The sequence below is a fragment of the Enterobacter sp. B79-1 genome (genome assembly GCF_057444735.1).
This window is the reverse complement of record NZ_JBYAZJ010000005.1, coordinates 231,851-252,704: the sequence shown is the minus strand read 5'-3', so window position 1 is coordinate 252,704 and position 20,854 is coordinate 231,851. Positions and strand designations below refer to the sequence as shown.

Here is a 20,854-nt window from a genome sequence, read left to right as displayed (position 1 = left end):
AGGCAGAAATTTACTGCACTCCAAAAAGAAGAACGGTTATGTCAGCGATGGATTTCAAGAAAAACACGGACCTCGATTTTCCCCGTTATGCCACTCCGGCGGTAAGCACTAAAGAGATAGATCTCCTGGGGTTGTTAGACGTACTTCTGGCAGCCAAAAAACGTATTGTGACGATCGTCCTGGCGTTCGCCGTGGTAGGGTTGGCCATTGCGTTTTTAATCCCGCAAAAATGGACCAGTAAAGCCGTGATCACGCCGGCCGAGCAGACGCAGTGGAACACGCTGCGCCAGATGATGGTGACGCTGCAGGTGCTGGACGTCGACGCGAAGGTGAGCCATGGAGACGTGTTTAACCTGTTCATCAAAAAGTTTCAGTCGCAGTCGCTGCTCGAAGAGTACATGAAAACCTCCCCGTACGTGATGTCTCAGCTGGAAGGCACCGAGGTAGACCCGCTGGAGCTGCATCGCGCGGTGGTGAATATTGCTGAGAAAATGAAAGCGACAGATAACACGCAGGTTAAAGACGCAGACAAAGCGCCGTACACCTCATGGACGCTGAGCTTTACCGCCCCGACGGCGGGAGACGCGCAGACGGTTCTGGAAGGTTACATCAACTATATCTCCCGCATCGTTGAGCAGGAGACCATGGAAAATATCCGTAACCAGATCACGCTGAAAACGAAAGTCGTTCAGCAGCAGCTGGAGCTGGATCGCGTGCGTCTGACCAATATCCACAACACCAACCTGCAGCGCCTTAACTATTCGCTGGAAGTGGCAAACGCGGCAGGCATTAAGAAGCCGGTTTACAGCAACGGGCAGGCGGTAAAAGACGATCCTGACTACTCCGTGGCGCTGGGGGCTGACGGCATTGCGCAAAAGCTGCAGATTGAAAAGAATCTGAAGGACGTGGCCGAGCTGAATGCGGATTTCCAGAACCGTGAATTTTATCTGGCTCAGCTGCAAAAACTGTCAGTGGAAGACGTGAAGCTCGAGCCCTTCAGGTATCAGCTTTCACCGTCACTGCCGGTGAAAAAAGACGGTCCGGGCAAAGCCCTGATTGTGCTGCTGGCAGGGATTCTGGGCGGCCTGTTTGCCTGCGGCAGCGTGCTGCTGCGTGAGGCAATGCTCTCGCGTAATCCGCTGCCAGAACCGATAACGGCCGTAACGCCAGCAACAGAGTAACGACGATATTAAAAAGGCGCTGATTCAGCGCCTTTTTTTATTTCAGGAAATCGTCGCGCACCGGCGTAAAGGTATCCAGAAGGGTACCGGGCTTCAGGCAAACGCAGCCGTGCATCACGTGCGGCGCTTTATAGAGCGTATCGCCCGCCGTCACGATCTGCTTTTCTGCACCTATCGTAAACTCGAACTCCCCGGAGAGCACATAGGTAAGCTGTTCATGCGGGTGATTGTGCATCGGGCCAATCGCACCCTGCTCAAAATTGACCTCCACCGCCATCATCTTTCCATCGTGCGCCAGAATACGCCGCGTCACGCCATTGCCCAGATCCTCAAGCGTGGTCTCTTTGTGGAAAATAAACATCTCTCCGCTCCGTTATGTAATGAAACAATGTTTCATTTAACTTATCTCACCCTGCGATAAAAAGAAATGACGCGACAAAGAAGTGGAAAGAGGATCACAAGTTTGCTTCACTGGCAGAAACACATTAGGAGGGATGCATGAAAACGATCGGCCTGTTGGGTGGGATGAGCTGGGAATCGACCATCCCCTATTACCGCCTGATTAATGAAGGGGTGAAACAGCGTCTGGGTGGCCTGCACTCCGCGAGCCTGCTGCTGCACAGCGTCGATTTCCATGAAATCGAAGCCTGCCAGTCGAGCGGCGAGTGGGATAAAGCCGGGGAGATCCTGGCGCAGGCGGCGCTGGGGCTGGAGCGTGCGGGGGCGGAAGGCATTTTGCTCTGTACCAACACCATGCATAAAGTGGCATCTCATATCGAAGACCGCAGTTCGCTGCCGTTCCTGCATATCGCGGATGCGACCGGGCGCGCGATTCGTGCATCCGGGATGTCGCGCGTGGCGCTGCTGGGCACACGCTATACGATGGAGCAGGATTTTTATCGCGGCCGTCTGAGCAGTGAGTTCGGCATTGAAAGCCTGATCCCGGACGAGGCTGACCGGGCGCGCATCAATCAGATCATCTTCGACGAGCTATGTCTCGGCACCTTCAGCGAAGCGTCCCGCGCGTACTACCTCAGCGTCATCGAGAGGCTTGCGCAGCAGGGAGCGGAAGGGGTGATCTTCGGCTGCACGGAAATCGGTTTGCTGGTGCCGGCCGAGCGTAGCGCCATTCCGGTGTTCGACACCGCGGCCATTCACGCCGCCGATGCCGTCGAGTTTATGCTGTCATAGGGCGTTTTGTAGGTCAGGTAAGCGAAGCGCCACCTGACGCGCGTGCTCGGTCAAATGCCCGGTGAAAGCGTCCACCAGCGCCGAAGCCGGACGATGCAGGGGGCGAATAAGGCTCACGGTGAAGGGAACCGACACGCTAAACCGGCGGATGACGATCCCGCTTCCGGCATAGTCCAGCGCCGTGAGGGGATTGACGACCGCTACGCCCACGCCCGCGCGCACCATGGCGCATATTGACGCCGCGCTGTGCGTTTCCACTACCATCCGCCGTTTCACCTGATGTTCGGCAAACAGCGTATCCAACAGCTGACGGTAGCTGTCGGTCTGGGACAGGCTGATGTAGTTTTCCCCGTGAAAATCTGCAGGCGTCAGCACGGCCTTACAGGCGAGCCGATGCCCGGCGGGCAAGACGCAAACTTCATCCAGCGAGAGCAGCTCCGTGCGCTCGGTGCCTGCGGGTGTGGCGAGCGTTTCCGTCAGGCCCAAATCGTGGCGCTGGGCGGAAAGCCACTCTTCAAGCAGGGGTGACTCCTGCGGAACAATGGTGAGATTGACCTCAGGATAGCGGGCCAGAAACGGCTGCAGCAGCGTCGGCAGAAACGACTGGGAAAAGACGGGCAGGCAGACGATGGAAAGCTCGCCCTGACGAAACTCCCGCAAACTCTCCGCCGCGCTGACGATCCTGTCCAGCCCGTACCACGAGCGCTGGACTTCTTCGAACAGACGTAATCCCTGCACCGTCGGGTGGAGCCTGCCGCGCGCGCGTTCAAAAAGCTTAAGCCCCAGCACCTTTTCAAAACGCGCCAGCTCACGGCTGACCGTTGGCTGCGAAGTGTGCAGCATCTGTGCGGCTTCCGTGAGATTACCGGCGGTCATCACGGCGTGAAAAATCTCGATGTGGCGTAGGTTAACGGCGGGCATAGGGCACCTGAAAGCGGGTGAGGGTTCCATATCATTTTTGCATAGAGTCGGGATAAAACGATATTTTTTATTCCCTTCGTTTTGTGGCGTAATCATAAAAATTGATTCATACCCCGGAGATAACCATGCCACGCCCGCTGAACCAGACAGACACTGATTTGAACGCCGATAACCTGCTGCGCCTGCCTGCCGAATTCGGCTGCCCGGTGTGGGTCTACGACGCGCAGATCGTTCGCGAGAAGATCGCCGCGCTGCATCAGTTCGACGTGGTGCGTTTTGCCCAGAAAGCCTGCTCGAATATTCATATTCTGCGCCTGATGCGCGAGCTGGGGGTAAAGGTTGACTCCGTTTCTCTTGGCGAAATTGAGCGCGCGCTGGCGGCCGGGTTTGATCCGAAAGCCGACGGTGACGCAATTGTCTTTACCGCCGACGTGATCGACGACGCGACGCTTGCGCGCGTGCATGAGCTGCAGATCCCGGTCAACGCCGGTTCTGTGGATATGCTGGAACAGTTGGGTCAGGTGTCTCCCGGCCACCGCGTCTGGCTGCGCGTGAACCCCGGTTTTGGCCACGGTCATAGCCAAAAAACCAATACCGGCGGCGAAAACAGCAAGCACGGCATCTGGTATGCCGATATGCCTGCCGCGCTGGAGGTATTGCAGCGTTATAACCTGAAGCTGGTGGGGATCCATATGCACATTGGGTCAGGCGTGGATTATGGTCACCTTGAGCAGGTGTGCGGTGCGATGGTGCGCCAGGTGCTCGACTTCGGGCAGGATCTGGAGGCGATCTCCGCAGGCGGCGGGTTGTCCATTCCTTACCGTGAAGGGGAAGAGGCGATCGATACCGATCACTATTACGGACTGTGGAGTGCGGCGCGCGACAAAATTGCTGCCCATCTGGGCCATCCGGTAAAACTGGAGATCGAACCGGGGCGTTTCCTGGTGGCGGAAGCCGGTGTGCTGGTGGCACAGGTGCGTAGCGTGAAAGAGATGGGAAGCCGTCACTTTGTGCTGATTGATGCAGGCTTTAACGATCTGATGCGTCCGTCTATGTACGGCAGCTATCACCACATCACGGCGCTCGCTGCGGACGGTCGCGATCTGATTAACGCGCCGCGCGTAGACACCGTCGTGGCGGGACCGCTGTGCGAATCCGGCGACGTGTTTACCCAGCAGGAGGGCGGCAAAGTGGAAACGCGCGCGCTGCCAGAAGTGAAGCCGGGTGATTATCTGGTGCTGCACGACACCGGGGCGTACGGCGCGTCGATGTCCTCAAACTACAACAGCCGCCCGCTGCTGCCGGAAGTGCTGTTTGATAACGGCGTGGCGCGACTGATTCGCCGCCGCCAGACCATTCAGGAACTGCTGGCGTTAGAACTCGTCTGAGTAAAATACGGCCCCGTTGTCACCGAGTCCCGCAATACCAGCGTGCCGGTAAACGGCGGGATCGCTTCGACCGGCTGGTTTTTTGCCAGCCGGATCGCCTGATCGATGGCCGTGACGATCATGTTGTCAATCGGCAGATACACCGATGAGAGCGCAGGCTCCAGCCATTTTGCACTTGGCGCATCGTCAAACCCAAACAGCGAAATATCCTGCGGGATCTTCAGCCCGGCCTGGTGTAATGCTTTGGACGCGCCCAGTGCCATATCATCGTTACAGGCAAACAGCGCACTGAACGGTACCTTTTCCTCAATCAACGCTTTGCACAGCTCATATCCGCGCGTCATTCCCGCATCGCCGTATTTAATCCGCCGCTCGTCCAGCCGAATACCGTGCTTTTCCAGCGCCTTGCGGTAGCCCATCAGACGCGCTTTTCCGGTTGGGGTGTGGATAGGAACGGTGATGCAGGCGATCTCCCGGTGGCCCTGGCTTATCAGGTAATCTACCGCTTTGAATGCCGCATCCTGTTGTTCGAAGAAGACGCAGCGATCCGCCGCCTGGCTGACCTCCCGGTTGATTACCACCAGCGGGGTCTGCACTCTGTTCATCAGCTTGATGATCGCCTTTTCGCTCATGTAGCGGGTGTACAGCACGATGGCATCGCACTGGCGATCCGCCAGCATCTGTACCGCCTGCTCTTCCTGCTCCGGCGCGTCGTGACCGTCGGTCACGATCAGCTGTTTACCGTGCGTTTCTGTTTGTCGGGAGGCCTGCTGCAGCAGGCGGCCGAAGTAAAATCCGTCGAAGGTGGAGACCACCAGACCAATGCTGTTGCTGGTCTGGTTGGCGAGCGAACGCGCGAGAAAGTTTGGGCGATAGCCCAGCTCTTCCATCGCCGCGAACACCTGCTGACGCGTACTCTCTTTAACCTGACCCGTGCCGTTCAGCACGCGCGAGACGGTGGCCTTTGACACGCCCGCACGCAGTGAGACATCCAGCATTGTTGCCATTCGAAATTCCTGCTTCCACGTAATGGCATGCAGTTTAACACAGACCATCCGGCGCATAAGCGACGCGGGAAGGGCAAAACGCCCACCAGGATCACGCTTTTCAGTAACGATCCATCAGGTCAGGACAAATGGCTGTAAGTGGTATGCCAAATCAGTCATAAATCATAATCTGGAATACCGGACGTCGCGTTGAGAGCTTAATCACAGAACAAATCGGGGCGTGAAGCTATTTTTGGTATGCCAATAGTATCCGGCTGTACACCTTATTCAATAAAAGCCCTTTTACTGAGGTATTACCCTATGGCATTACAGGAAAAACTGATTGACGCTCTGGGCAGTTTTGCCACCAAATTCAACAGCTATCGCTATATCATGGCGATCAAGTCTGCCTTTATTACCTTAATGCCGGTCATCATCGTTGGGGCATTTTCTGTGCTTATTTCCAACATGGTGCTGGATCCGAAAAATGGCCTGGCGAGCTTTGAGTCTTTGTCATTTCTCGCTGCGCTAAAACCGATTACCAGCGCGCTCAATTACGCCACGCTGAACTTCCTCAATATCGGCGCAGTGTTCCTGATTGGTATTGAGCTGGGGCGCATTAACGGCATTAAATCGCTGTTCCCCGGCCTGCTGGCGGTGATTTGCTTTATCTGCGTCACGCCGACCACCGTAGAGATGCTGGTGGACGGCGAAATGCATGTGGTGAAAGACGTGCTGCTGCGCCAGTTCTCCGATACGCGCAGCCTGTTCCTCGGCATGTTTATCGCCATTCTGTCGGTTGAGATTTACTGCTGGCTGGAGAACCGTAAGGGGCTGAAAATCAGAATGCCGGACACCGTGCCGCCTAACGTGGCGGCGTCGTTCTCCGCGCTGATCCCAGCCATTATCACCACCACCGCCATTGCCACCTTTGGCTTCGTATTCCACCAGCTTACCGGCATGTACCTCTACGACGCGGTTTATCAGGTGGTGCAGCAGCCGCTTGAGCGCGTTGTGCAAAGCCTGCCGGGCATTCTGCTGCTGATGTTTGTCGCCCAGCTGTTCTGGGTGATCGGCATTCACGGCAACCAGATGATCAAGCCGATCCGCGAGCCGCTGCTGCTGGGGGCGATCACTGTCAACATGAGCGCGTTCGAGCAGGGCAAAGAGGTGCCAAACATCATCACCATGCCGTTCTGGGATGTGTATATGAGCATTGGCGGTTCAGGGCTCACTATCGGTCTGCTGATCGCGGTGATGATTGCCACCAAACGCAAAGAGATGAAGGAGATCGCCAAGCTTTCCATCGGTCCTGGCCTGTTTAACATCAACGAGCCGGTGATTTTCGGTATGCCAATCATGCTCAACCCGATCCTTGCCATTCCGTTCATTATTACCCCGCTGGTGACGGGCTCCATCGGTTACTTTGCGACGGTAACCGGTTTTGCCGGCAAAGCCGTGGTGATGGTGCCGTGGACCACGCCGCCGCTGATTAACGCCTGGCTCTCTACTGCAGGCTCGATGGGGGCGGTGATCACCCAGCTTATCTGCATTGTGACGGCGGTGATTATCTATCTGCCGTTTGTGAAAATTGCCTCACGCCGTGCGGAGCAGTCCGCGTTGAAGCAAGCCACCGATAACGTATGAGGACGTGATGAGCACAAAACAGATTACGATACCGCAGGATTTCATTCTGGGCGCAGCGGCATCAGCCTGGCAAACCGAGGGCTGGAGCGGTAAAAAACCGGGTCAGGATTCGTGGATCGATCTCTGGTACAAGAACGATCGTCACGTCTGGCATAACGGCTACGGCCCGGCGGTGGCGACCGATTTTATCAACCGCTTTCGCGAGGACGTGGCCCTGATGAAGCAGGCGGGGCTGACGCACTACCGCACCTCCATCAACTGGTCGCGTTTTTTGACCGACTATGAAAACGCGACGGTGGATGAAGAGTACGCCGCGTATTACGACGCGCTGTTCGATGAGATGCTTCGTCAGGGCATCGAACCGATGATCTGCCTGGAGCATTACGAGCTCCCTGGCGCGCTGCTTGAAAAATACGGCGGCTGGGCGTCGAAGCATGTGGTTGAGCTGTTTGTCCGCTACGCGGAAAAGGTGTTTGACCGCTACCACGGCAAAGTCACCCGCTGGTTTAGCTTCAACGAGCCGATCGTGGTGCAGACCCGCGTTTACCTGGACGCGCTGCGCTGGCCGTACGAGCAGAACACCGGTACGTGGATGCAGTGGAATCACCACAAGGTGCTGGCGACGGCGAAGGTCGTGAAGCTATTCCGGGAAAAGGGATATGACGGCTCCGTCGGCTGTATTCTCAACCCGGAAGTGACCTACCCGCGTTCCCGCGCGCCACACGACGTGCGGGCGGCGGAGATCTACGATCTGTTTTATAACCGCGTGTTCCTCGACCCGCTGGTGCACGGCCGCTACCCGCAGGAACTCGTTACCCTGCTTGAGCAGCATCAGGTTGAATGGGACTACACGGCGGAAGAGCTGGCGCTGATTGCTGACAACACCGTGGACGAGCTGGGCATCAACCTCTATTACCCGCACCGGGTGAAAGCGCCTTCCCGCGCCTGGCACCCGGAGACGCCGTTCCACCCGGCGTACTACTACGAGCCGTTCGAGCTGCCGGGGCGGCGGATGAACAGATCCCGCGGCTGGGAGATTTATCCGCGCATTATCTATGACATGGCGATGCGGATTAAAAAGGAGTACCGCAATATCGACTGGTTCGTGGCGGAGAGCGGTATGGGGGTTGAAAACGAAGCCCAGTTCCGCAATCGTGACGGCGTTATCGACGATACGTACCGCATCGATTTTATCAGCGAGCACCTCTACTACGCGCTGCTGGCGCGCGAGGAGGGGGCAAACTGCCACGGCTATATGCTCTGGGCCTTTACCGATAACGTCTCGCCGATGAACGCCTTCAAAAACCGCTATGGGTTAATTGAAATCGACCTCGAAAACAACCGCGCCCGCCGCGCGAAAACATCGGCCACCTGGTTCCGTCAGCTGCGCGATGAGCGCGTGCTGACGCTCAGCGTTGACGATGAATGGAAGTAGGCATTCTGATAAAATAGCGCACAAACTGGCCGGGAGGACGCCCGGCCTGCGCTTAACTGAAAAACACAGGTGAAAACGTGGATAAGGCTGTCATCCTGCCGGAAAAAAAACAGTACCAGGAAATTGGCGAGGATTTACGGGCGCAAATTATCCAGGGGCATTATCCCGTTGGGTCGCGCCTGCCGCCGGAGCGCAACATTGCCGAGACCTACGGCGTAAGCCGCACTATCGTGCGTGAGGCGCTGCTGATGCTGGAGTTACAGGGCACGGTGGATATTCGCCAGGGGTCCGGCGTCTACGTGATGCGTATTCCTGAAGAACATGAAAACGAGGAAGAACGCTTCCTCAATAGCGACGTTGGCCCGTTTGAGATCTTACAGGCGCGCCAGCTCCTCGAAAGCAACATCGCCGCCTTTGCCGCCAAAATGGCAACGCGCGCGGATATCGATAACCTGCGCCGCATTATCGAGCAGGAGCAGCGGGCCATCGCCGCGGACGATCGCAGCCAGGACAACAACAAGATGTTCCACCTGGTACTGGCAGGGGCGACGCAAAACCAGATGCTGCTGGCGACCGTCGAGAGCATCTGGCATCACATGGACAGCAGCCCGCTGTGGCAGCAGTTTAACGTCCACATCGCCAGCCGCGCGTATCGCCTTAAATGGCTGGGCGACCGGCAGACCATCCTTGCAGCCCTGCGCCGTCGCGACGTCATGGGCGCGTGGCAGGCCATGTTCCAGCATCTGGAAAACGTGAAAAAGAGTTTGCTGGAGCTGTCGGATGAAGATGCGCCGGATTTCGACGGCTATTTGTTTGAATCTGTTCCGCTGTTCCAGGGGAAACTGGTATGACGATCCTGCCGCTGTACGCCGCGCCGCAGTTTGCGGAGCAGGCGATCGACTGGATTTGGCGGGCCTTCGGTGACGGCCTGCCGCGTGAATTTTTCCAGAGCGTTATCGATCACAGCCAGACACCCGGCGCGCTGCCGCTGACGTTTATTGCCGTTGAGGATGAACGGCTTCTGGGCACCGTCGGATTATGGCGCTGCGATCTCATCACGCGTCAGGATCTTTATCCCTGGCTGGCGGCGCTGTACGTGGATGAGGCGGCGCGAGGAAAAGGACTCGCGGGGAAGCTTCAGGAGCATGTTATTGCGTATGCCGCGCAGGCCGGGTACACCGAGCTACATCTGTGGTCTGCATGCCGCGACTTCTACGAACGCTTCGGCTGGCAGTACATTGGCGATGGGCTGGAATACCCGAATACGCAGGTTCACCTCTACCGTTATTCGCTCTGTGCTTCTGCAAGAGACGCAACGGAATGACGGCGCACCAGCGTCGGGCTGAACAGATGCGTAATATCCGGCGGCTGGCGCTGTTCAGCCAGCGCTAACGCCAGCTCGGCGGCCTGCGTCGCCATGGTGATAATGGGGTAACGCACTGTCGTCAGACGCGGGCGCACGTAGCGAGACACCAGCACATCATCGAAGCCAATCAGCGAAATTTCTGCCGGAACCTCGATGCCGTTGTCATTTAACACGCCCATTGCCCCTGCGGCCATCGAGTCGTTATAGCTGGCCACCGCCGTGAAATTTCGTCCGCGACCTAACAGTTCCGTCATGGCCTGCTCGCCACCGCTTTCATCGGGTTCACCATACGCCACCAGCCGGTCGTTACACGGCAAACCATTTTCACGTAGCGCGTCGTAATAGCCCTGCAAACGATCTTCCGCGTCGGAAATAGGGTGGTTTGAGCACAGGTAGCCAATTCGGGTATGACCTTGCTGAATCAGGTGTCGCGTGGCAAGCCAGGCGCCGTAGCGGTCATCCAGCGCCACGCAGCGCTTTTCGAAACCGGGAATGATGCGGTTGATGATCACCATACCGGGCATTTGCTTCATCAAATGAATGAGTTCGGCATCGGGGATCATTTTCGCGTGAACCACCAGGGCGGCACAGCGGTGACGAATCAGCTGTTCAATGGCCTGGCGCTCTTTGAGTTCATTATGATAGCCGTTGCCGATCAGCAGAAAATTACCCGTCTGGTAAGAAACCTGCTCAACTGCTTTAACCATCGCCCCGAAAAACGGATCGGACACATCGCCCACGACCAGCCCGATGGTTTCGGTAGATTGCTGCGCAAGGGCGCGCGCATTGGCGTTGGGGTGATAATTCAGGTTTTCCATGGCGTCCTGCACGGCCTGGCGTGATGCGTCACTGGCTTTAGGAGAGTTATTGATCACGCGGGAGACGGTCGCGACAGAAACACCAGCCAGACGAGCCACATCCTTAATTGTCGCCATTTATTACCTTCTTATTAGGGGTAAGCGTTTACACACTAACTAGTGTTACGGAAAAGCGGCACGCATTCAAGGGGAGCGGGGTAACACCCTCGCCAAACGTGACGCAGAACACCCCTGGTCGTGTAATCGTTACACGGGAAGACGTGTCAAAATAATGTTAATCCGAACCTTTAGTTACACTTTGCCTCAGGCTGTTGCGATTGTCCGGTAGCGAGGACAATGTCGGGGTTGATAGAGTCGAGATCCCAGAGGTATTGATAGGTGGAATCAACTCCGGTTGATTAACACGATTTACACCAACCTGCGTTTATACGCAGGTTTTTTTTGCCTGTAAGTTCAACCTGTAACAGCAAAAGAGAATATACACACCTGGTTGCACTTAGGCTCATTCACTTGCGTTTTCTCACTGGCGAAGCGCCGGGTGAACAGCCACAATCAAGATCCCAGAGGTATTGATTGGTGAGAATTCTTAGTACGGTTTCGTACTCATCTCTTGCACCAACCTGCGCGGATGCGCAGGTTTTTTTTCGCCTCCGTTTTTGCTGTCGCTCCCTCCCCACTTCTCGTGTAATCTGCCACCATTTACTATCAACCCTTCATTCTGGCTGGCAAAGGGAGTTGAAATGCTTTTTGGGTTCTTCCGCACACTGTTCCGTATTCTCTTCCGTCTCCGCGTCACGGGCGATGCGCAGGCACTTTATGGCGAACGTGTTCTTATCACGCCGAACCACGTTTCTTTTCTTGATGGCATATTGCTGGCGCTGTTTTTACCCGTGCGGCCAGTCTTTGCGGTCTATAGCTCCATCAGCCAAAAATGGTACATGCGCTGGCTGGCGCCGCTGATTGATTTTGTCCCGCTCGACCCAACAAAACCGATGATGATCAAACATCTGGTGCGTCTGGTTGAGCAGGGGCGTCCGGTGGTCATTTTCCCCGAGGGGAGAATTTCCGTGACCGGTTCGCTGATGAAAATTTATGACGGGGCCGGTTTTGTCGCGGCGAAGTCACTGGCCACCGTGGTGCCGCTGCGCATTGATGGAGCAGAACTGACCTATTTCAGCCGCCTGAAAGGGTTAGTGAAGCAGCGCCTGTTCCCCAAAATTACCCTGCATATTCTGCCGCCCACAACGCTCCCTATGCCGGAAGCGCCGCGCGCGCGCGATCGTCGTAAAATCGCCGGTGAAATGCTCCATCAGATAATGATGGAAGCGCGCATGGCCGTCCGTCCGCGCGAGACGTTGTACGAATCTCTGCTGTCGGCGCAGTACCGCTACGGCGCGAAGAAAAACTGCATTGAAGACATCAACTTCACCCCGGACACCTATCGCAAACTGCTGACCAAAACCCTGTTCGTGGGCCGTATTCTTGAGAAGTACAGCAAGCGGGGCGAAAAAATTGGCCTGATGCTGCCTAACGCCGGGATCAGCGCGGCGGTGATTTTTGGTGCCGTTTCTCGCGGGCGTATTCCGGCGATGATGAACTACACGGCGGGTGTGAAAGGGCTTACCAGCGCCATCACTGCCGCCCAGATTAATACCGTCTTTACTTCCCGTCAGTTCCTGGAAAAAGGCAAGCTCTGGCACCTGCCGGAGCAGCTTACCCAGGTACGCTGGGTCTTCCTGGAAGATCTGAAAGCGGACGTCACGACGCTCGACAAGCTATGGATTTTTGCTCACCTGCTCGCGCCTCGCCTGGCGCAGGTCAAACAGCAGCCGGAAGATGATGCGATTATCCTTTTCACCTCTGGATCTGAGGGCAACCCGAAAGGCGTCGTCCACAGCCACAAAAGCATTCTGGCGAACGTTGAGCAGATCAAAACGATTGCCGACTTTACCGCTAACGATCGCTTTATGTCCGCGCTGCCGCTGTTCCACTCTTTCGGCCTGACCGTCGGTCTCTTTACGCCGCTGCTCACCGGTGCTGAAGTATTCCTCTACCCAAGCCCGCTGCACTACCGCATTGTGCCGGAGCTGGTTTATGACCGTAACTGTACCGTGCTGTTCGGCACTTCAACGTTCCTTGGCAACTATGCGCGCTTTGCCAATCCGTATGATTTCTTCCGCGTGCGCTATGTGGTTGCCGGTGCGGAAAAACTGCAGGACAGCACGCGGCAGATTTGGCAGGACAAGTTTGGCCTGCGCATTCTGGAAGGCTACGGCGTCACGGAGTGCGCGCCGGTGGTCTCTATCAACGTGCCGATGGCGGCGAAACCGGGGACGGTTGGCCGCATTCTGCCGGGGATGGATGCGCGCCTGCTGGCCGTACCGGGGATTGAAGAGGGGGGGCGCCTGCAGCTGAAAGGACCCAACGTGATGAACGGCTATCTTCGCGTAGAAAACCCAGGCGTGCTCGAAGCGCCAACGGCGGAAAACGTCAACGGGGACGTTGAGACCGGCTGGTACGACACGGGTGATATTGTTCGCTTCGACGAGCAGGGCTTTGTGCAGATCCAGGGACGTGCAAAACGCTTCGCTAAAATTGCGGGCGAAATGGTCTCCCTTGAAATGGTGGAGATGCTGGCAACAGCGGTTTCCGCTGACAAACTGCACGCCACGGTTGTGAAGAGCGATGCGAATAAAGGTGAGGCGCTGGTGCTCTTCACCACGGACAGTGAGCTTAAGCGTGACGCGTTGCTTAAGCATGCGCGCGAGCATGGTATCCCTGAACTGGCCGTGCCGCGTGATATTCGCTACCTCAAACAGCTTCCGGTGCTGGGCAGCGGTAAGCCCGATTTCGTGACCCTCAAGGGCATGGTGGAAGAGGCGGAACAGCAAAATGCATGAGTCAGCACAGGCTAACAACTCACTCCGGTCGAAGGGCATGATGGCGGTTATCGCCGCGCAGTTTCTTTCTGCGTTCGGTGATAACGCGCTGCTGTTTGCCACGCTGGCGTTGCTCAAGGCCGAGTTTTACCCCGACTGGAGCCAGCCGATCCTGCAGATGGTGTTTGTGGGTGCTTACATTATTTTCGCGCCGTTTGTGGGGCAGGTGGCGGACAGCTTCCCTAAAGGTAGGGTGATGATGTTCGCCAACGGCCTGAAGCTGTTGGGTGCGGCAAGCATCTGCTTTGGTATCAACCCGTTTATCGGCTATACGCTGGTAGGCATTGGCGCGGCATCTTACTCTCCGGCGAAGTATGGCATCCTGGGCGAGCTGACGACGGGCGATAAGCTGGTGAAAGCCAACGGTCTGATGGAGTCCTCTACCATCGCGGCGATTTTGCTCGGGTCCGTGGCGGGCGGTGTACTGGCGGACTGGCATGTGCTGGCGGCTCTGGGCGTTTGTGCGGTGGTGTACGGCGGGGCGGTTGTCGCGAACCTGTTTATTCCCAGACTGCCGGTGGCGCGTCCGGGTCAGTCCTGGCGTTTCGGGCCGATGACCGGCAGCTTCTTTAACGCCTGCCGCGTACTGTGGCGCAACGGTGAAACGCGTTTCTCATTGATGGGAACCAGCATGTTCTGGGGGGCGGGCGTCACGCTACGTTTCCTGCTGGTGCTGTGGGTACCGATGGCGCTGGGGATCACCGACAACGCAACGCCAACCTACCTGAATGCAATGGTCGCCGTTGGGATTGTCGTCGGGGCAGGGGCGGCGGCGAAACTGGTCACGCTTGAGACCGTTGCGCGCTGTATGCCTGCAGGGATTTTAATCGGTGTCGGCGTGCTGTTCTTCTCGCTTCAGCATGCGTTGTTGCCAGCGTACGTGCTGCTTATCCTGATTGGTATACTGGGTGGTTTCTTTGTGGTGCCGCTGAATGCGCTTTTGCAGGAGCGCGGAAAGCAGACCGTGGGGGCCGGAAATGCCATTGCCGTGCAAAACCTTGGCGAAAACGTGGCGATGCTGCTGATGCTGGGCCTTTATTCGCTGGCGGTCAAAGTGGGTGTACCGGTGGTGGCCATTGGCGTCGGGTTTGGCGCGCTGTTTGCGCTGGCGATTACCGGGCTATGGGTCTGGCAACGTCGGCGTTGATAAGTATAGCCGGGTGGCGGCTTCGCCTGACCCGGCCTACGTTTGAGTACCTGTAGGCCCGGTAAGCGTAGCGCCACCGGGCAAAAAGCATCAGGCTACGGTGCAGGATAAGTATAAACCTGATGCACCGCTTCAATCTCCGCTAACACCTCGTCACTCAGGTTCAGATTGAAACTCTCAATATTGGTTTTCAACTGTTCCATCGTGGTCGCGCCCAGCAGGGTGCTGGCAACAAACGGCTGACGTCGCACGAAGGCCAGCGCCATCTGGGCAGGGTCAAGACCGTGACGCTTCGCGATATCCACATAGGCCGCAACGGCTTTCTGCGTTTGCTCACCGCTGTAGCGGGTAAAGCGGCTAAAGAGCGTGTTACGCGCCCCGGCAGGCTTCGCGCCGTTCAGGTATTTGCCCGTCAGCGTGCCAAAGCCGAGACAGGAATAGGCCAGCAGCTCCACCTCTTCATACTGCGTCACTTCCGCCAGACCGACCTCATAGCTGCGGTTAAGCAGGCTGTACGGGTTCTGGATGGTGACGATGCGCGGGAGATCGTGTTTATCGGCAAGGTGCAGATAACGCATCACGCCAAATGCCGTTTCGTTAGACACGCCGATGTAGCGGATTTTCCCCGCGCGCTGGCACTCGGTCAGCGCTTCCAGCGTTTCCAGCAGCGTAACGGCGGGCGCGCTCTCGTTCCAGCTGTAGCCGAGCTTGCCAAAGCAGTTAGTCGGACGCTGCGGCCAGTGTACCTGGTAGAGATCGAGATAGTCGGTTTGCAGACGCTTCAGGCTGGCATCCAGCGCGGCGCGAATATTCTTACGATCGAGGATCTGGTTTGGGCGGATCCCGGCATCGTTATTACGTGAGGGGCCGCTGACTTTTGAGGCGATAACGAGCTTTTCGCGATTGCCGCGTTTTGCCAGCCAGTTTCCGACATAAGTTTCAGTCAGCCCCTGCGTTTCCGGGCGGGGAGGAACAGGGTACATCTCTGCGACGTCAATCAGGTTAATACCCTGGCTGACGGCGTAATCGAGTTGTGCATGGGCATCGGCTTCGCTGTTTTGTTCACCAAATGTCATCGTGCCCAACCCCAGTTGGCTTATCTCCAGAGCGCTATGGGGGATACGGTGATAATGCATAGCCGGCTTCCTTCATTAAACATACAGACGCGTCAGGAACTTCCCGACAAAGGAATATAAACATGGCAGAGGGGAAGCAAAAGGGGAAGGGAAAAATCAAAAAGGCCAGCAAGCGACTGACCTTTAACGGGTTTAGCGCTCGATAATTTGCGAGACTTCGTCGCGGTTAATCTGCATTTTATTCCCTGCCGGGTCGCGGTAACTCACCAGCCCGGTATCGTCGTCGACTTCGGGTTTACCATCGGTCAGGATCATCCGACCATCTTTTGTAGACATAACATAATCACTGCTACAGCCCGATACCGCAAACGCCAACCCGACTGCAGAAATTAACACTGCCCATTTTTTCATCGTTATCGTCCTCACCTGGCTTGTATTAAATCATAGTGTAGTAATAACCTGATATGACGAAAGCAGGAAGTAGTAAAATCTTAAAAACCAGGTGATTATGTTTGTTAGCTCGCAAAATTCGTTAAAAACCTACGTTTTTAGTAAGAAATGGCGTGCGAGCAGCGTGCCAGTGAAATTCTTTTTGAGATAAAAGCCGCGAGGCAACGTCAGGATCGGCTCGCCATGAGCGCCGATCGCTTCGGTAAGGGCCTTGCTGTTGGCCGCCTTTGGACGCAGCTGCAACACCTCACCATGACGGGCGGTGATACGCTCAACCTGCCCAAGGACGATCATGTCCATTAACTCTTCCCAGTCCAGACGCAACTGCTGCTCTTCGTCTTCATCAGGGCTCCAGAGCAGCGGCGCGCCCACCCGCCGTTCGGCTAGCGGGATCTGCCGTTCACCTTCCACCGGAACCCACAGTACGCGTTTCAGTTTATGACGTACGTGGCTGGTTTCCCAGGTTACGCCGGTATTGCCGGTCAACGGCGCCACGCAGACAAACGTGGTTTCCAGCGGTCTTCCCTGCCTGTCGATGGGGATCGTTTTTAACTCCACGCCCAGTGCGGCGAAATCTTGTTCTGGCTTACTGCCCGCGCTGGCACCTAACCACAGTTCCAGCAGCATGCCGATCCAGCCCTTGTCTCTTTTCAGATCGTCAGGGATCGGTAGACCCGCCATTGCCGCCAGATCGCCAAGTGCATAGCCTGCCAGGCGCTGCGCCTGAGTCAGCAACTCGGTTTCGCTGGAAGGGGGAGTAAGCAAGGGAGCAAGCGGAAGCATGACGGTAACCTTTTGATTAAAAAATAAACTAAGAAATTATCCCTTGTGGATAGAGTCTACCGTTTTCTGTACGGATAATCCATGTGTATGATTTATAGGTTTTTTTACAACTGAAAAATTATTATGTCTGCGGCTAAAAACAGGTTGTTCAAATCTGGTCACTGACAATAAACAGGATCTTACACCCTGTTATCCACAGAAAAGTGGGATAACTGGGAATAACCCACACTACTGTTTCGATTTACAGCCTTGACGTGCGACGAAAATCGAATTTTCAGACAAATTGTGCCTAACTTATTGGCACAATCTGTGGATAAAACCGACGCTGTTCGATCTTTCATCAGTACAACGATCGCTGATGTGATGATCGTCACGTTATCAGGTCTGGTATCAATAATTAAAGGTATAACCTAATGAAATATAGCATTTTTTATAATGAGCGGTGTAAGCGGCTCTAAACGACGATTCAGGTTGTTCATCGGTAATTCCATACTTCTTCACAACTATATCCACAGAAAAGGTGAATAAAATTGCCCTTACGGTCCTTCATCTGTTTATAACTCCCCACATATTTGTGAGTTATTCAAATGTTATTAGGTTGCAAGCCCGTAAGAGAGTGGTTTACCGCCTCCCTGTAGTGTGAAACAATCATTCATATATAAGGTTTAGTTTGGGGTAGTCCGGTGATTGATGACGATGGCTACCGCCCGAACGTAGGAATAGTAATTTGTAATCGTCTGGGTCAGGTCATGTGGGCCCGTCGATATGGTCAGCACTCCTGGCAATTCCCGCAAGGCGGGATCAATCCAGGAGAGTCCCCAGAACAAGCGATGTACCGGGAGCTGTTTGAAGAGGTCGGTTTAAGCCGAAAAGATGTTCGCATCCTGGCTTCGACCCGCAACTGGTTGCGTTACAAGTTACCGAAACGTTTGGTGCGTTGGGACACAAAGCCGGTTTGTATCGGCCAGAAACAGAAGTGGTTTCTTCTGCAGTTGGTGGGCAACGATTCAGATATCAATATGCAAACCAGCAGTACGCCGGAGTTTGATGGCTGGCGTTGGGTGAGCTATTGGTATCCTGTTCGTCAGGTCGTGTCATTTAAGCGCGATGTTTACCGTAGGGTGATGAAAGAGTTCGCAAGTGTTGTCATGCAGCTTCAGGAGATCCCGCCTAAGCCGCAAAGCGCACCTGCCTGGCGACGTAAAAGAGGTTAAGCTACGCAAATCATGCTCACCCGCTTGCGCGAAATAGTCGAGAAGGTCGCCAGTGCGCCTCGCCTGAACGAGGCGCTGAATATTCTGGTGACTGATATCTGTCTGGCGATGGAAACCGAAGTTTGTTCGGTGTATCTGGCCGACCATGACCGGCGTTGCTATTACCTGATGGCGACTCGTGGTTTGAAAAAACCACGAGGCCGCACCGTTACGCTCGCTTTTGATGAAGGTATTGTTGGGCTGGTTGGTCGTCTGGCCGAACCCATTAACCTTGCTGATGCGCAAAAACACCCTAGCTTCAAATATATTCCTTCCGTAAAAGAAGAACGCTTCCGCGCCTTCCTGGGCGTGCCGATTATCCAGCGTCGTCAGCTGCTTGGCGTTCTCGTTGTTCAGCAGCGGGAACTGCGCCAGTACGATGAAAGCGAAGAGTCATTCCTTGTGACGCTTGCCACGCAGATGGCCGCCATCCTCTCTCAGTCTCAGCTTGCCGCCCTGTTTGGCCAGTATCGTCACACGCGCATTCGTGCGCTCCCGGCGTCACCGGGTGTGGCAATCGCCGAAGGCTGGATGGATGCCACGTTGCCGCTGATGGAGCAGGTTTACGAGGCCTCGACGCTTGATGAAGCGCTCGAGCGCGAGCGTCTTACCGCTGCACTGGAAGAGGCTTCCAACGAATTTCGCCGTTACAGCAAACGCTTTGCTGCGGGTGCGCAAAAAGAGACGGCGGCGATCTTTGACCTCTATTCACACCTGCTTTCTGATGCGCGTCTGCGCCGTGAGCTTTTCGCGGAAGTGGATAAAGGTTCGGTGGCCGAATGGGCCGTTAAAAAAGTCATTGAAAAATTTGCCGAGCAGTTTGCGGCACTGACCGATGGTTATTTGAAGGAGCGTGCCGGGGATTTACGCGCGCTGGGGCAGCGTTTGCTGTTCCATCTTGATGACACCATTCAGGGCGCGAATGCCTGGCCAAAACGGTTTGTGCTGGTAGCAGATGAACTTTCAGCGACGACGCTGGCAGAGCTACCGCAGGACAGGCTCGCCGGGGTAGTGGTGCGCGATGGTGCCGCCAACTCCCATGCTGCGATCATGGTGCGCGCGCTCGGTATTCCAACTGTCATGGGGGCCGATATCCAGCCCTCGGTGCTACACCGCCGCACGCTGGTGGTGGATGGCTATCGCGGTGAACTGCTGGTCGATCCTGAGCCCGTACTGTTGCAGGAATACCAGCGTCTCATTAGTGAAGAGAATGAATTAAGTAAGCTGGCAGAAGATGACGTCAACCTGCCCGCGCAGCTCAAAAGCGGTGAGCGGATCAAAGTCATGCTCAACGCCGGATTAAGCCCCGAGCACGAAGAGAAGCTCGGCAGCCGCATCGACGGTATCGGCTTATACCGCACTGAAATCCCGTTCATGCTGCAAAGCGGCTTCCCGTCAGAAGAGGAGCAGGTGGCGCAGTATCAGGGGATGCTGCAGATGTTTAATGACAAACCGGTCACGCTGCGCACGCTGGACGTCGGGGCGGATAAACAGCTGCCGTACATGCCAATCAGTGAAGAAAACCCGTGTCTGGGCTGGCGCGGGATCCGCATCACGCTCGACCAACCGGAGATCTTCCTGATCCAGGTTCGTGCCATGCTGCGTGCAAATGCGGCAACGGGCAACCTCAGCATTTTATTGCCGATGGTCACCAGTATTGACGAGATCGACGAAGCAAAACGCTTGATCGAACGTGCGGGCCGCGAAGTGGAAGAGATGATCGGCTATGCGATCCCTAAACCACGTATTGGCGTGATGCTCGAAGTGCCGTCGATGGTCTTTATGCTGCCGCAGCTGGCAAACCGCGTTGATTTTATCTCCGTCGGGACCAACGATTTAACGCAGTACATACTGGCCGTTGATCGAAATAACACGCGCGTCGCGAGTATCTATGACAGCCTGCATCCGGCAATGCTCCGGGCACTCGCCATGATTGCCCGTGAAGCGGAGCAGCACGGTCTTGATTTGCGTCTGTGTGGTGAAATGGCGGGCGATTCGATGTGCGTCGCCATCCTGATTGGCCTGGGCTTCCGTCACCTGTCCATGAACGGCCGTTCTGTCGCGCGCGTGAAGTATCTGTTACGTCATATTGAAATAGAAGATGCCCGCGAGTTGGCGGAACGCAGTCTGGACGCACAGATGGCAACCGAAGTACGGCATCAGGTTGCGGCGTTTATGGAACGACGCGGCATGGGTGGCCTAATCCGCGGCGGCCGCTGAAGCCTTTTCCCCCTCTCCCTGTGGGAGAGGGCCGGGGTGAGGGCATCTACGCG

Annotated in this window: 18 protein-coding genes and 1 pseudogene; 11 read left to right on the top strand and 8 right to left on the bottom strand. The window is 55.9% G+C overall.

Annotated elements, in window-relative coordinates; genetic code table 11:
• Nucleotides 1-38 precede the first annotated feature (38 nt).
• Nucleotides 39-1,181, top strand: a complete 1,143-nt coding sequence (wzz(fepE), locus tag AC2T6E_RS15970; protein ID WP_108416338.1) for an LPS O-antigen length regulator Wzz(fepE) — start codon at nucleotides 39-41, stop codon at nucleotides 1,179-1,181.
• A gap of 37 nt (nucleotides 1,182-1,218) precedes the next feature.
• On the opposite strand, the gene AC2T6E_RS15965 is transcribed toward wzz(fepE), so the two are convergent.
• Nucleotides 1,219-1,542, bottom strand: coding sequence for a cupin domain-containing protein (locus AC2T6E_RS15965; RefSeq protein ID WP_108416339.1), 324 nt, complete (start codon nucleotides 1,540-1,542; stop codon nucleotides 1,219-1,221).
• 137 nt (nucleotides 1,543-1,679) lie between these two features.
• Here AC2T6E_RS15965 and AC2T6E_RS15960 point away from each other — a divergent pair, with 137 nt between their 5' ends.
• The gene (locus AC2T6E_RS15960) at nucleotides 1,680-2,372 is read left to right on the top strand and encodes an aspartate/glutamate racemase (protein WP_010435169.1); all 693 of its coding nucleotides are present in this window, start codon (nucleotides 1,680-1,682) and stop codon (nucleotides 2,370-2,372) included.
• On the opposite strand, the gene AC2T6E_RS15955 is transcribed toward AC2T6E_RS15960, so the two are convergent.
• On the bottom strand, nucleotides 2,367-3,293 hold the full coding sequence (locus AC2T6E_RS15955; protein WP_108416340.1) for a LysR family transcriptional regulator: 927 nt from the start codon (nucleotides 3,291-3,293) through the stop codon (nucleotides 2,367-2,369). The two genes, AC2T6E_RS15960 and AC2T6E_RS15955, sit on opposite strands and share 6 nt — an antisense overlap.
• Before the next feature lie 125 nt (nucleotides 3,294-3,418).
• Here AC2T6E_RS15955 and lysA point away from each other — a divergent pair, with 125 nt between their 5' ends.
• On the top strand, nucleotides 3,419-4,681 hold the full coding sequence (gene lysA, locus AC2T6E_RS15950; protein ID WP_214594581.1) for a diaminopimelate decarboxylase: 1,263 nt from the start codon (nucleotides 3,419-3,421) through the stop codon (nucleotides 4,679-4,681).
• On the opposite strand, the gene AC2T6E_RS15945 is transcribed toward lysA, so the two are convergent.
• Nucleotides 4,651-5,688, bottom strand: a complete 1,038-nt coding sequence (locus AC2T6E_RS15945) for a LacI family DNA-binding transcriptional regulator (RefSeq protein ID WP_089601134.1) — start codon at nucleotides 5,686-5,688, stop codon at nucleotides 4,651-4,653. The two genes, lysA and AC2T6E_RS15945, sit on opposite strands and share 31 nt — an antisense overlap.
• 300 nt (nucleotides 5,689-5,988) lie before the next feature.
• Between AC2T6E_RS15945 and AC2T6E_RS15940 the strand changes: the two genes are divergently transcribed.
• The 4 genes from AC2T6E_RS15940 to AC2T6E_RS15925 all read left to right on the top strand — a co-directional run bounded on the left by AC2T6E_RS15940 (nucleotide 5,989) and on the right by AC2T6E_RS15925 (nucleotide 10,073).
• Nucleotides 5,989-7,314 carry a PTS sugar transporter subunit IIC gene (locus tag AC2T6E_RS15940; protein WP_454539406.1) on the top strand — a complete coding sequence of 442 codons (1,326 nt, stop codon included), beginning with the start codon at nucleotides 5,989-5,991 and terminating at the stop codon, nucleotides 7,312-7,314.
• Between the two features lie 7 nt (nucleotides 7,315-7,321).
• Complete coding sequence (locus tag AC2T6E_RS15935; protein ID WP_454539405.1) at nucleotides 7,322-8,749, top strand: glycoside hydrolase family 1 protein; 1,428 nt, start codon at nucleotides 7,322-7,324, stop codon at nucleotides 8,747-8,749.
• A 77-nt stretch (nucleotides 8,750-8,826) separates the two neighbouring features.
• The gene (locus tag AC2T6E_RS15930) at nucleotides 8,827-9,600 is read left to right on the top strand and encodes a GntR family transcriptional regulator (protein ID WP_010435154.1); all 774 of its coding nucleotides are present in this window, start codon (nucleotides 8,827-8,829) and stop codon (nucleotides 9,598-9,600) included.
• Complete coding sequence (locus tag AC2T6E_RS15925) at nucleotides 9,597-10,073, top strand: GNAT family N-acetyltransferase (protein ID WP_454539404.1); 477 nt, start codon at nucleotides 9,597-9,599, stop codon at nucleotides 10,071-10,073. Before AC2T6E_RS15930 ends, AC2T6E_RS15925 begins: the two co-directional genes overlap by 4 nt.
• Here the strand turns inward: AC2T6E_RS15925 and galR are convergent.
• Nucleotides 10,034-11,050 carry an HTH-type transcriptional regulator GalR gene (gene galR / locus AC2T6E_RS15920; protein WP_010435148.1) on the bottom strand — a complete coding sequence of 339 codons (1,017 nt, stop codon included), beginning with the start codon at nucleotides 11,048-11,050 and terminating at the stop codon, nucleotides 10,034-10,036. The genes AC2T6E_RS15925 and galR overlap by 40 nt on opposite strands.
• Before the next feature lie 623 nt (nucleotides 11,051-11,673).
• On the opposite strand from galR, the gene aas reads away from it, so the two are divergent.
• On the top strand, nucleotides 11,674-13,833 hold the full coding sequence (aas, locus tag AC2T6E_RS15915) for a bifunctional acyl-ACP--phospholipid O-acyltransferase/long-chain-fatty-acid--ACP ligase (protein WP_486692452.1): 2,160 nt from the start codon (nucleotides 11,674-11,676) through the stop codon (nucleotides 13,831-13,833).
• On the top strand, nucleotides 13,826-15,019 hold the full coding sequence (gene lplT, locus AC2T6E_RS15910) for a lysophospholipid transporter LplT (RefSeq protein WP_108416345.1): 1,194 nt from the start codon (nucleotides 13,826-13,828) through the stop codon (nucleotides 15,017-15,019). Before aas ends, lplT begins: the two co-directional genes overlap by 8 nt.
• Before the next feature lie 95 nt (nucleotides 15,020-15,114).
• On the opposite strand, the gene AC2T6E_RS15905 is transcribed toward lplT, so the two are convergent.
• From AC2T6E_RS15905 to AC2T6E_RS15890, 4 genes and pseudogenes are all read right to left on the bottom strand, one after another.
• Nucleotides 15,115-16,155 carry an NADP(H)-dependent aldo-keto reductase gene (locus tag AC2T6E_RS15905; protein WP_148400634.1) on the bottom strand — a complete coding sequence of 347 codons (1,041 nt, stop codon included), beginning with the start codon at nucleotides 16,153-16,155 and terminating at the stop codon, nucleotides 15,115-15,117.
• Nucleotides 16,156-16,287: 132 nt separating this feature from the next.
• A complete protein-coding gene (locus AC2T6E_RS15900) occupies nucleotides 16,288-16,506 on the bottom strand; it encodes a YgdI/YgdR family lipoprotein (protein ID WP_010435144.1) in 219 nt (72 codons plus the stop codon).
• Between the two features lie 129 nt (nucleotides 16,507-16,635).
• A complete protein-coding gene (gene mutH, locus AC2T6E_RS15895) occupies nucleotides 16,636-17,328 on the bottom strand; it encodes a DNA mismatch repair endonuclease MutH (RefSeq protein WP_486692449.1) in 693 nt (230 codons plus the stop codon).
• 154 nt (nucleotides 17,329-17,482) lie between these two features.
• Nucleotides 17,483-17,557 (bottom strand): annotated as a pseudogene (locus AC2T6E_RS15890) (hypothetical protein); the annotation flags it as partial.
• Nucleotides 17,558-18,011: 454 nt separating this feature from the next.
• Here AC2T6E_RS15890 and rppH point away from each other — a divergent pair.
• Nucleotides 18,012-18,542 carry an RNA pyrophosphohydrolase gene (gene rppH / locus AC2T6E_RS15885; RefSeq protein WP_089601146.1) on the top strand — a complete coding sequence of 177 codons (531 nt, stop codon included), beginning with the start codon at nucleotides 18,012-18,014 and terminating at the stop codon, nucleotides 18,540-18,542.
• Nucleotides 18,543-18,554: 12 nt separating this feature from the next.
• Nucleotides 18,555-20,801, top strand: coding sequence for a phosphoenolpyruvate--protein phosphotransferase (ptsP, locus tag AC2T6E_RS15880; RefSeq protein ID WP_211450014.1), 2,247 nt, complete (start codon nucleotides 18,555-18,557; stop codon nucleotides 20,799-20,801).
• The last annotated feature ends 53 nt before the right edge of the window (nucleotides 20,802-20,854 follow it).

What these genes read in the sequence shown, in the direction of transcription:
- AC2T6E_RS15965 (WP_108416339.1), bottom strand. Translation starts at nt 1,542, where the DNA reads ATGTTTATTTTCCACAAAGAGACCACGCTTGAGGATCTGGGCAATGGC.
- AC2T6E_RS15960 (WP_010435169.1), top strand. Translation starts at nt 1,680, where the DNA reads ATGAAAACGATCGGCCTGTTGGGTGGGATGAGCTGGGAATCGACCATC.
- AC2T6E_RS15955 (WP_108416340.1), bottom strand. Translation starts at nt 3,293, where the DNA reads ATGCCCGCCGTTAACCTACGCCACATCGAGATTTTTCACGCCGTGATG.
- lysA (WP_214594581.1), top strand. Translation starts at nt 3,419, where the DNA reads ATGCCACGCCCGCTGAACCAGACAGACACTGATTTGAACGCCGATAAC.
- AC2T6E_RS15945 (WP_089601134.1), bottom strand. Translation starts at nt 5,688, where the DNA reads ATGGCAACAATGCTGGATGTCTCACTGCGTGCGGGCGTGTCAAAGGCC.
- AC2T6E_RS15940 (WP_454539406.1), top strand. Translation starts at nt 5,989, where the DNA reads ATGGCATTACAGGAAAAACTGATTGACGCTCTGGGCAGTTTTGCCACC.
- AC2T6E_RS15935 (WP_454539405.1), top strand. Translation starts at nt 7,322, where the DNA reads ATGAGCACAAAACAGATTACGATACCGCAGGATTTCATTCTGGGCGCA.
- AC2T6E_RS15925 (WP_454539404.1), top strand. Translation starts at nt 9,597, where the DNA reads ATGACGATCCTGCCGCTGTACGCCGCGCCGCAGTTTGCGGAGCAGGCG.
- galR (WP_010435148.1), bottom strand. Translation starts at nt 11,050, where the DNA reads ATGGCGACAATTAAGGATGTGGCTCGTCTGGCTGGTGTTTCTGTCGCG.
- aas (WP_486692452.1), top strand. Translation starts at nt 11,674, where the DNA reads ATGCTTTTTGGGTTCTTCCGCACACTGTTCCGTATTCTCTTCCGTCTC.
- lplT (WP_108416345.1), top strand. Translation starts at nt 13,826, where the DNA reads ATGCATGAGTCAGCACAGGCTAACAACTCACTCCGGTCGAAGGGCATG.
- AC2T6E_RS15905 (WP_148400634.1), bottom strand. Translation starts at nt 16,155, where the DNA reads ATGCATTATCACCGTATCCCCCATAGCGCTCTGGAGATAAGCCAACTG.
- AC2T6E_RS15900 (WP_010435144.1), bottom strand. Translation starts at nt 16,506, where the DNA reads ATGAAAAAATGGGCAGTGTTAATTTCTGCAGTCGGGTTGGCGTTTGCG.
- mutH (WP_486692449.1), bottom strand. Translation starts at nt 17,328, where the DNA reads ATGCTTCCGCTTGCTCCCTTGCTTACTCCCCCTTCCAGCGAAACCGAG.
- ptsP (WP_211450014.1), top strand. Translation starts at nt 18,555, where the DNA reads ATGCTCACCCGCTTGCGCGAAATAGTCGAGAAGGTCGCCAGTGCGCCT.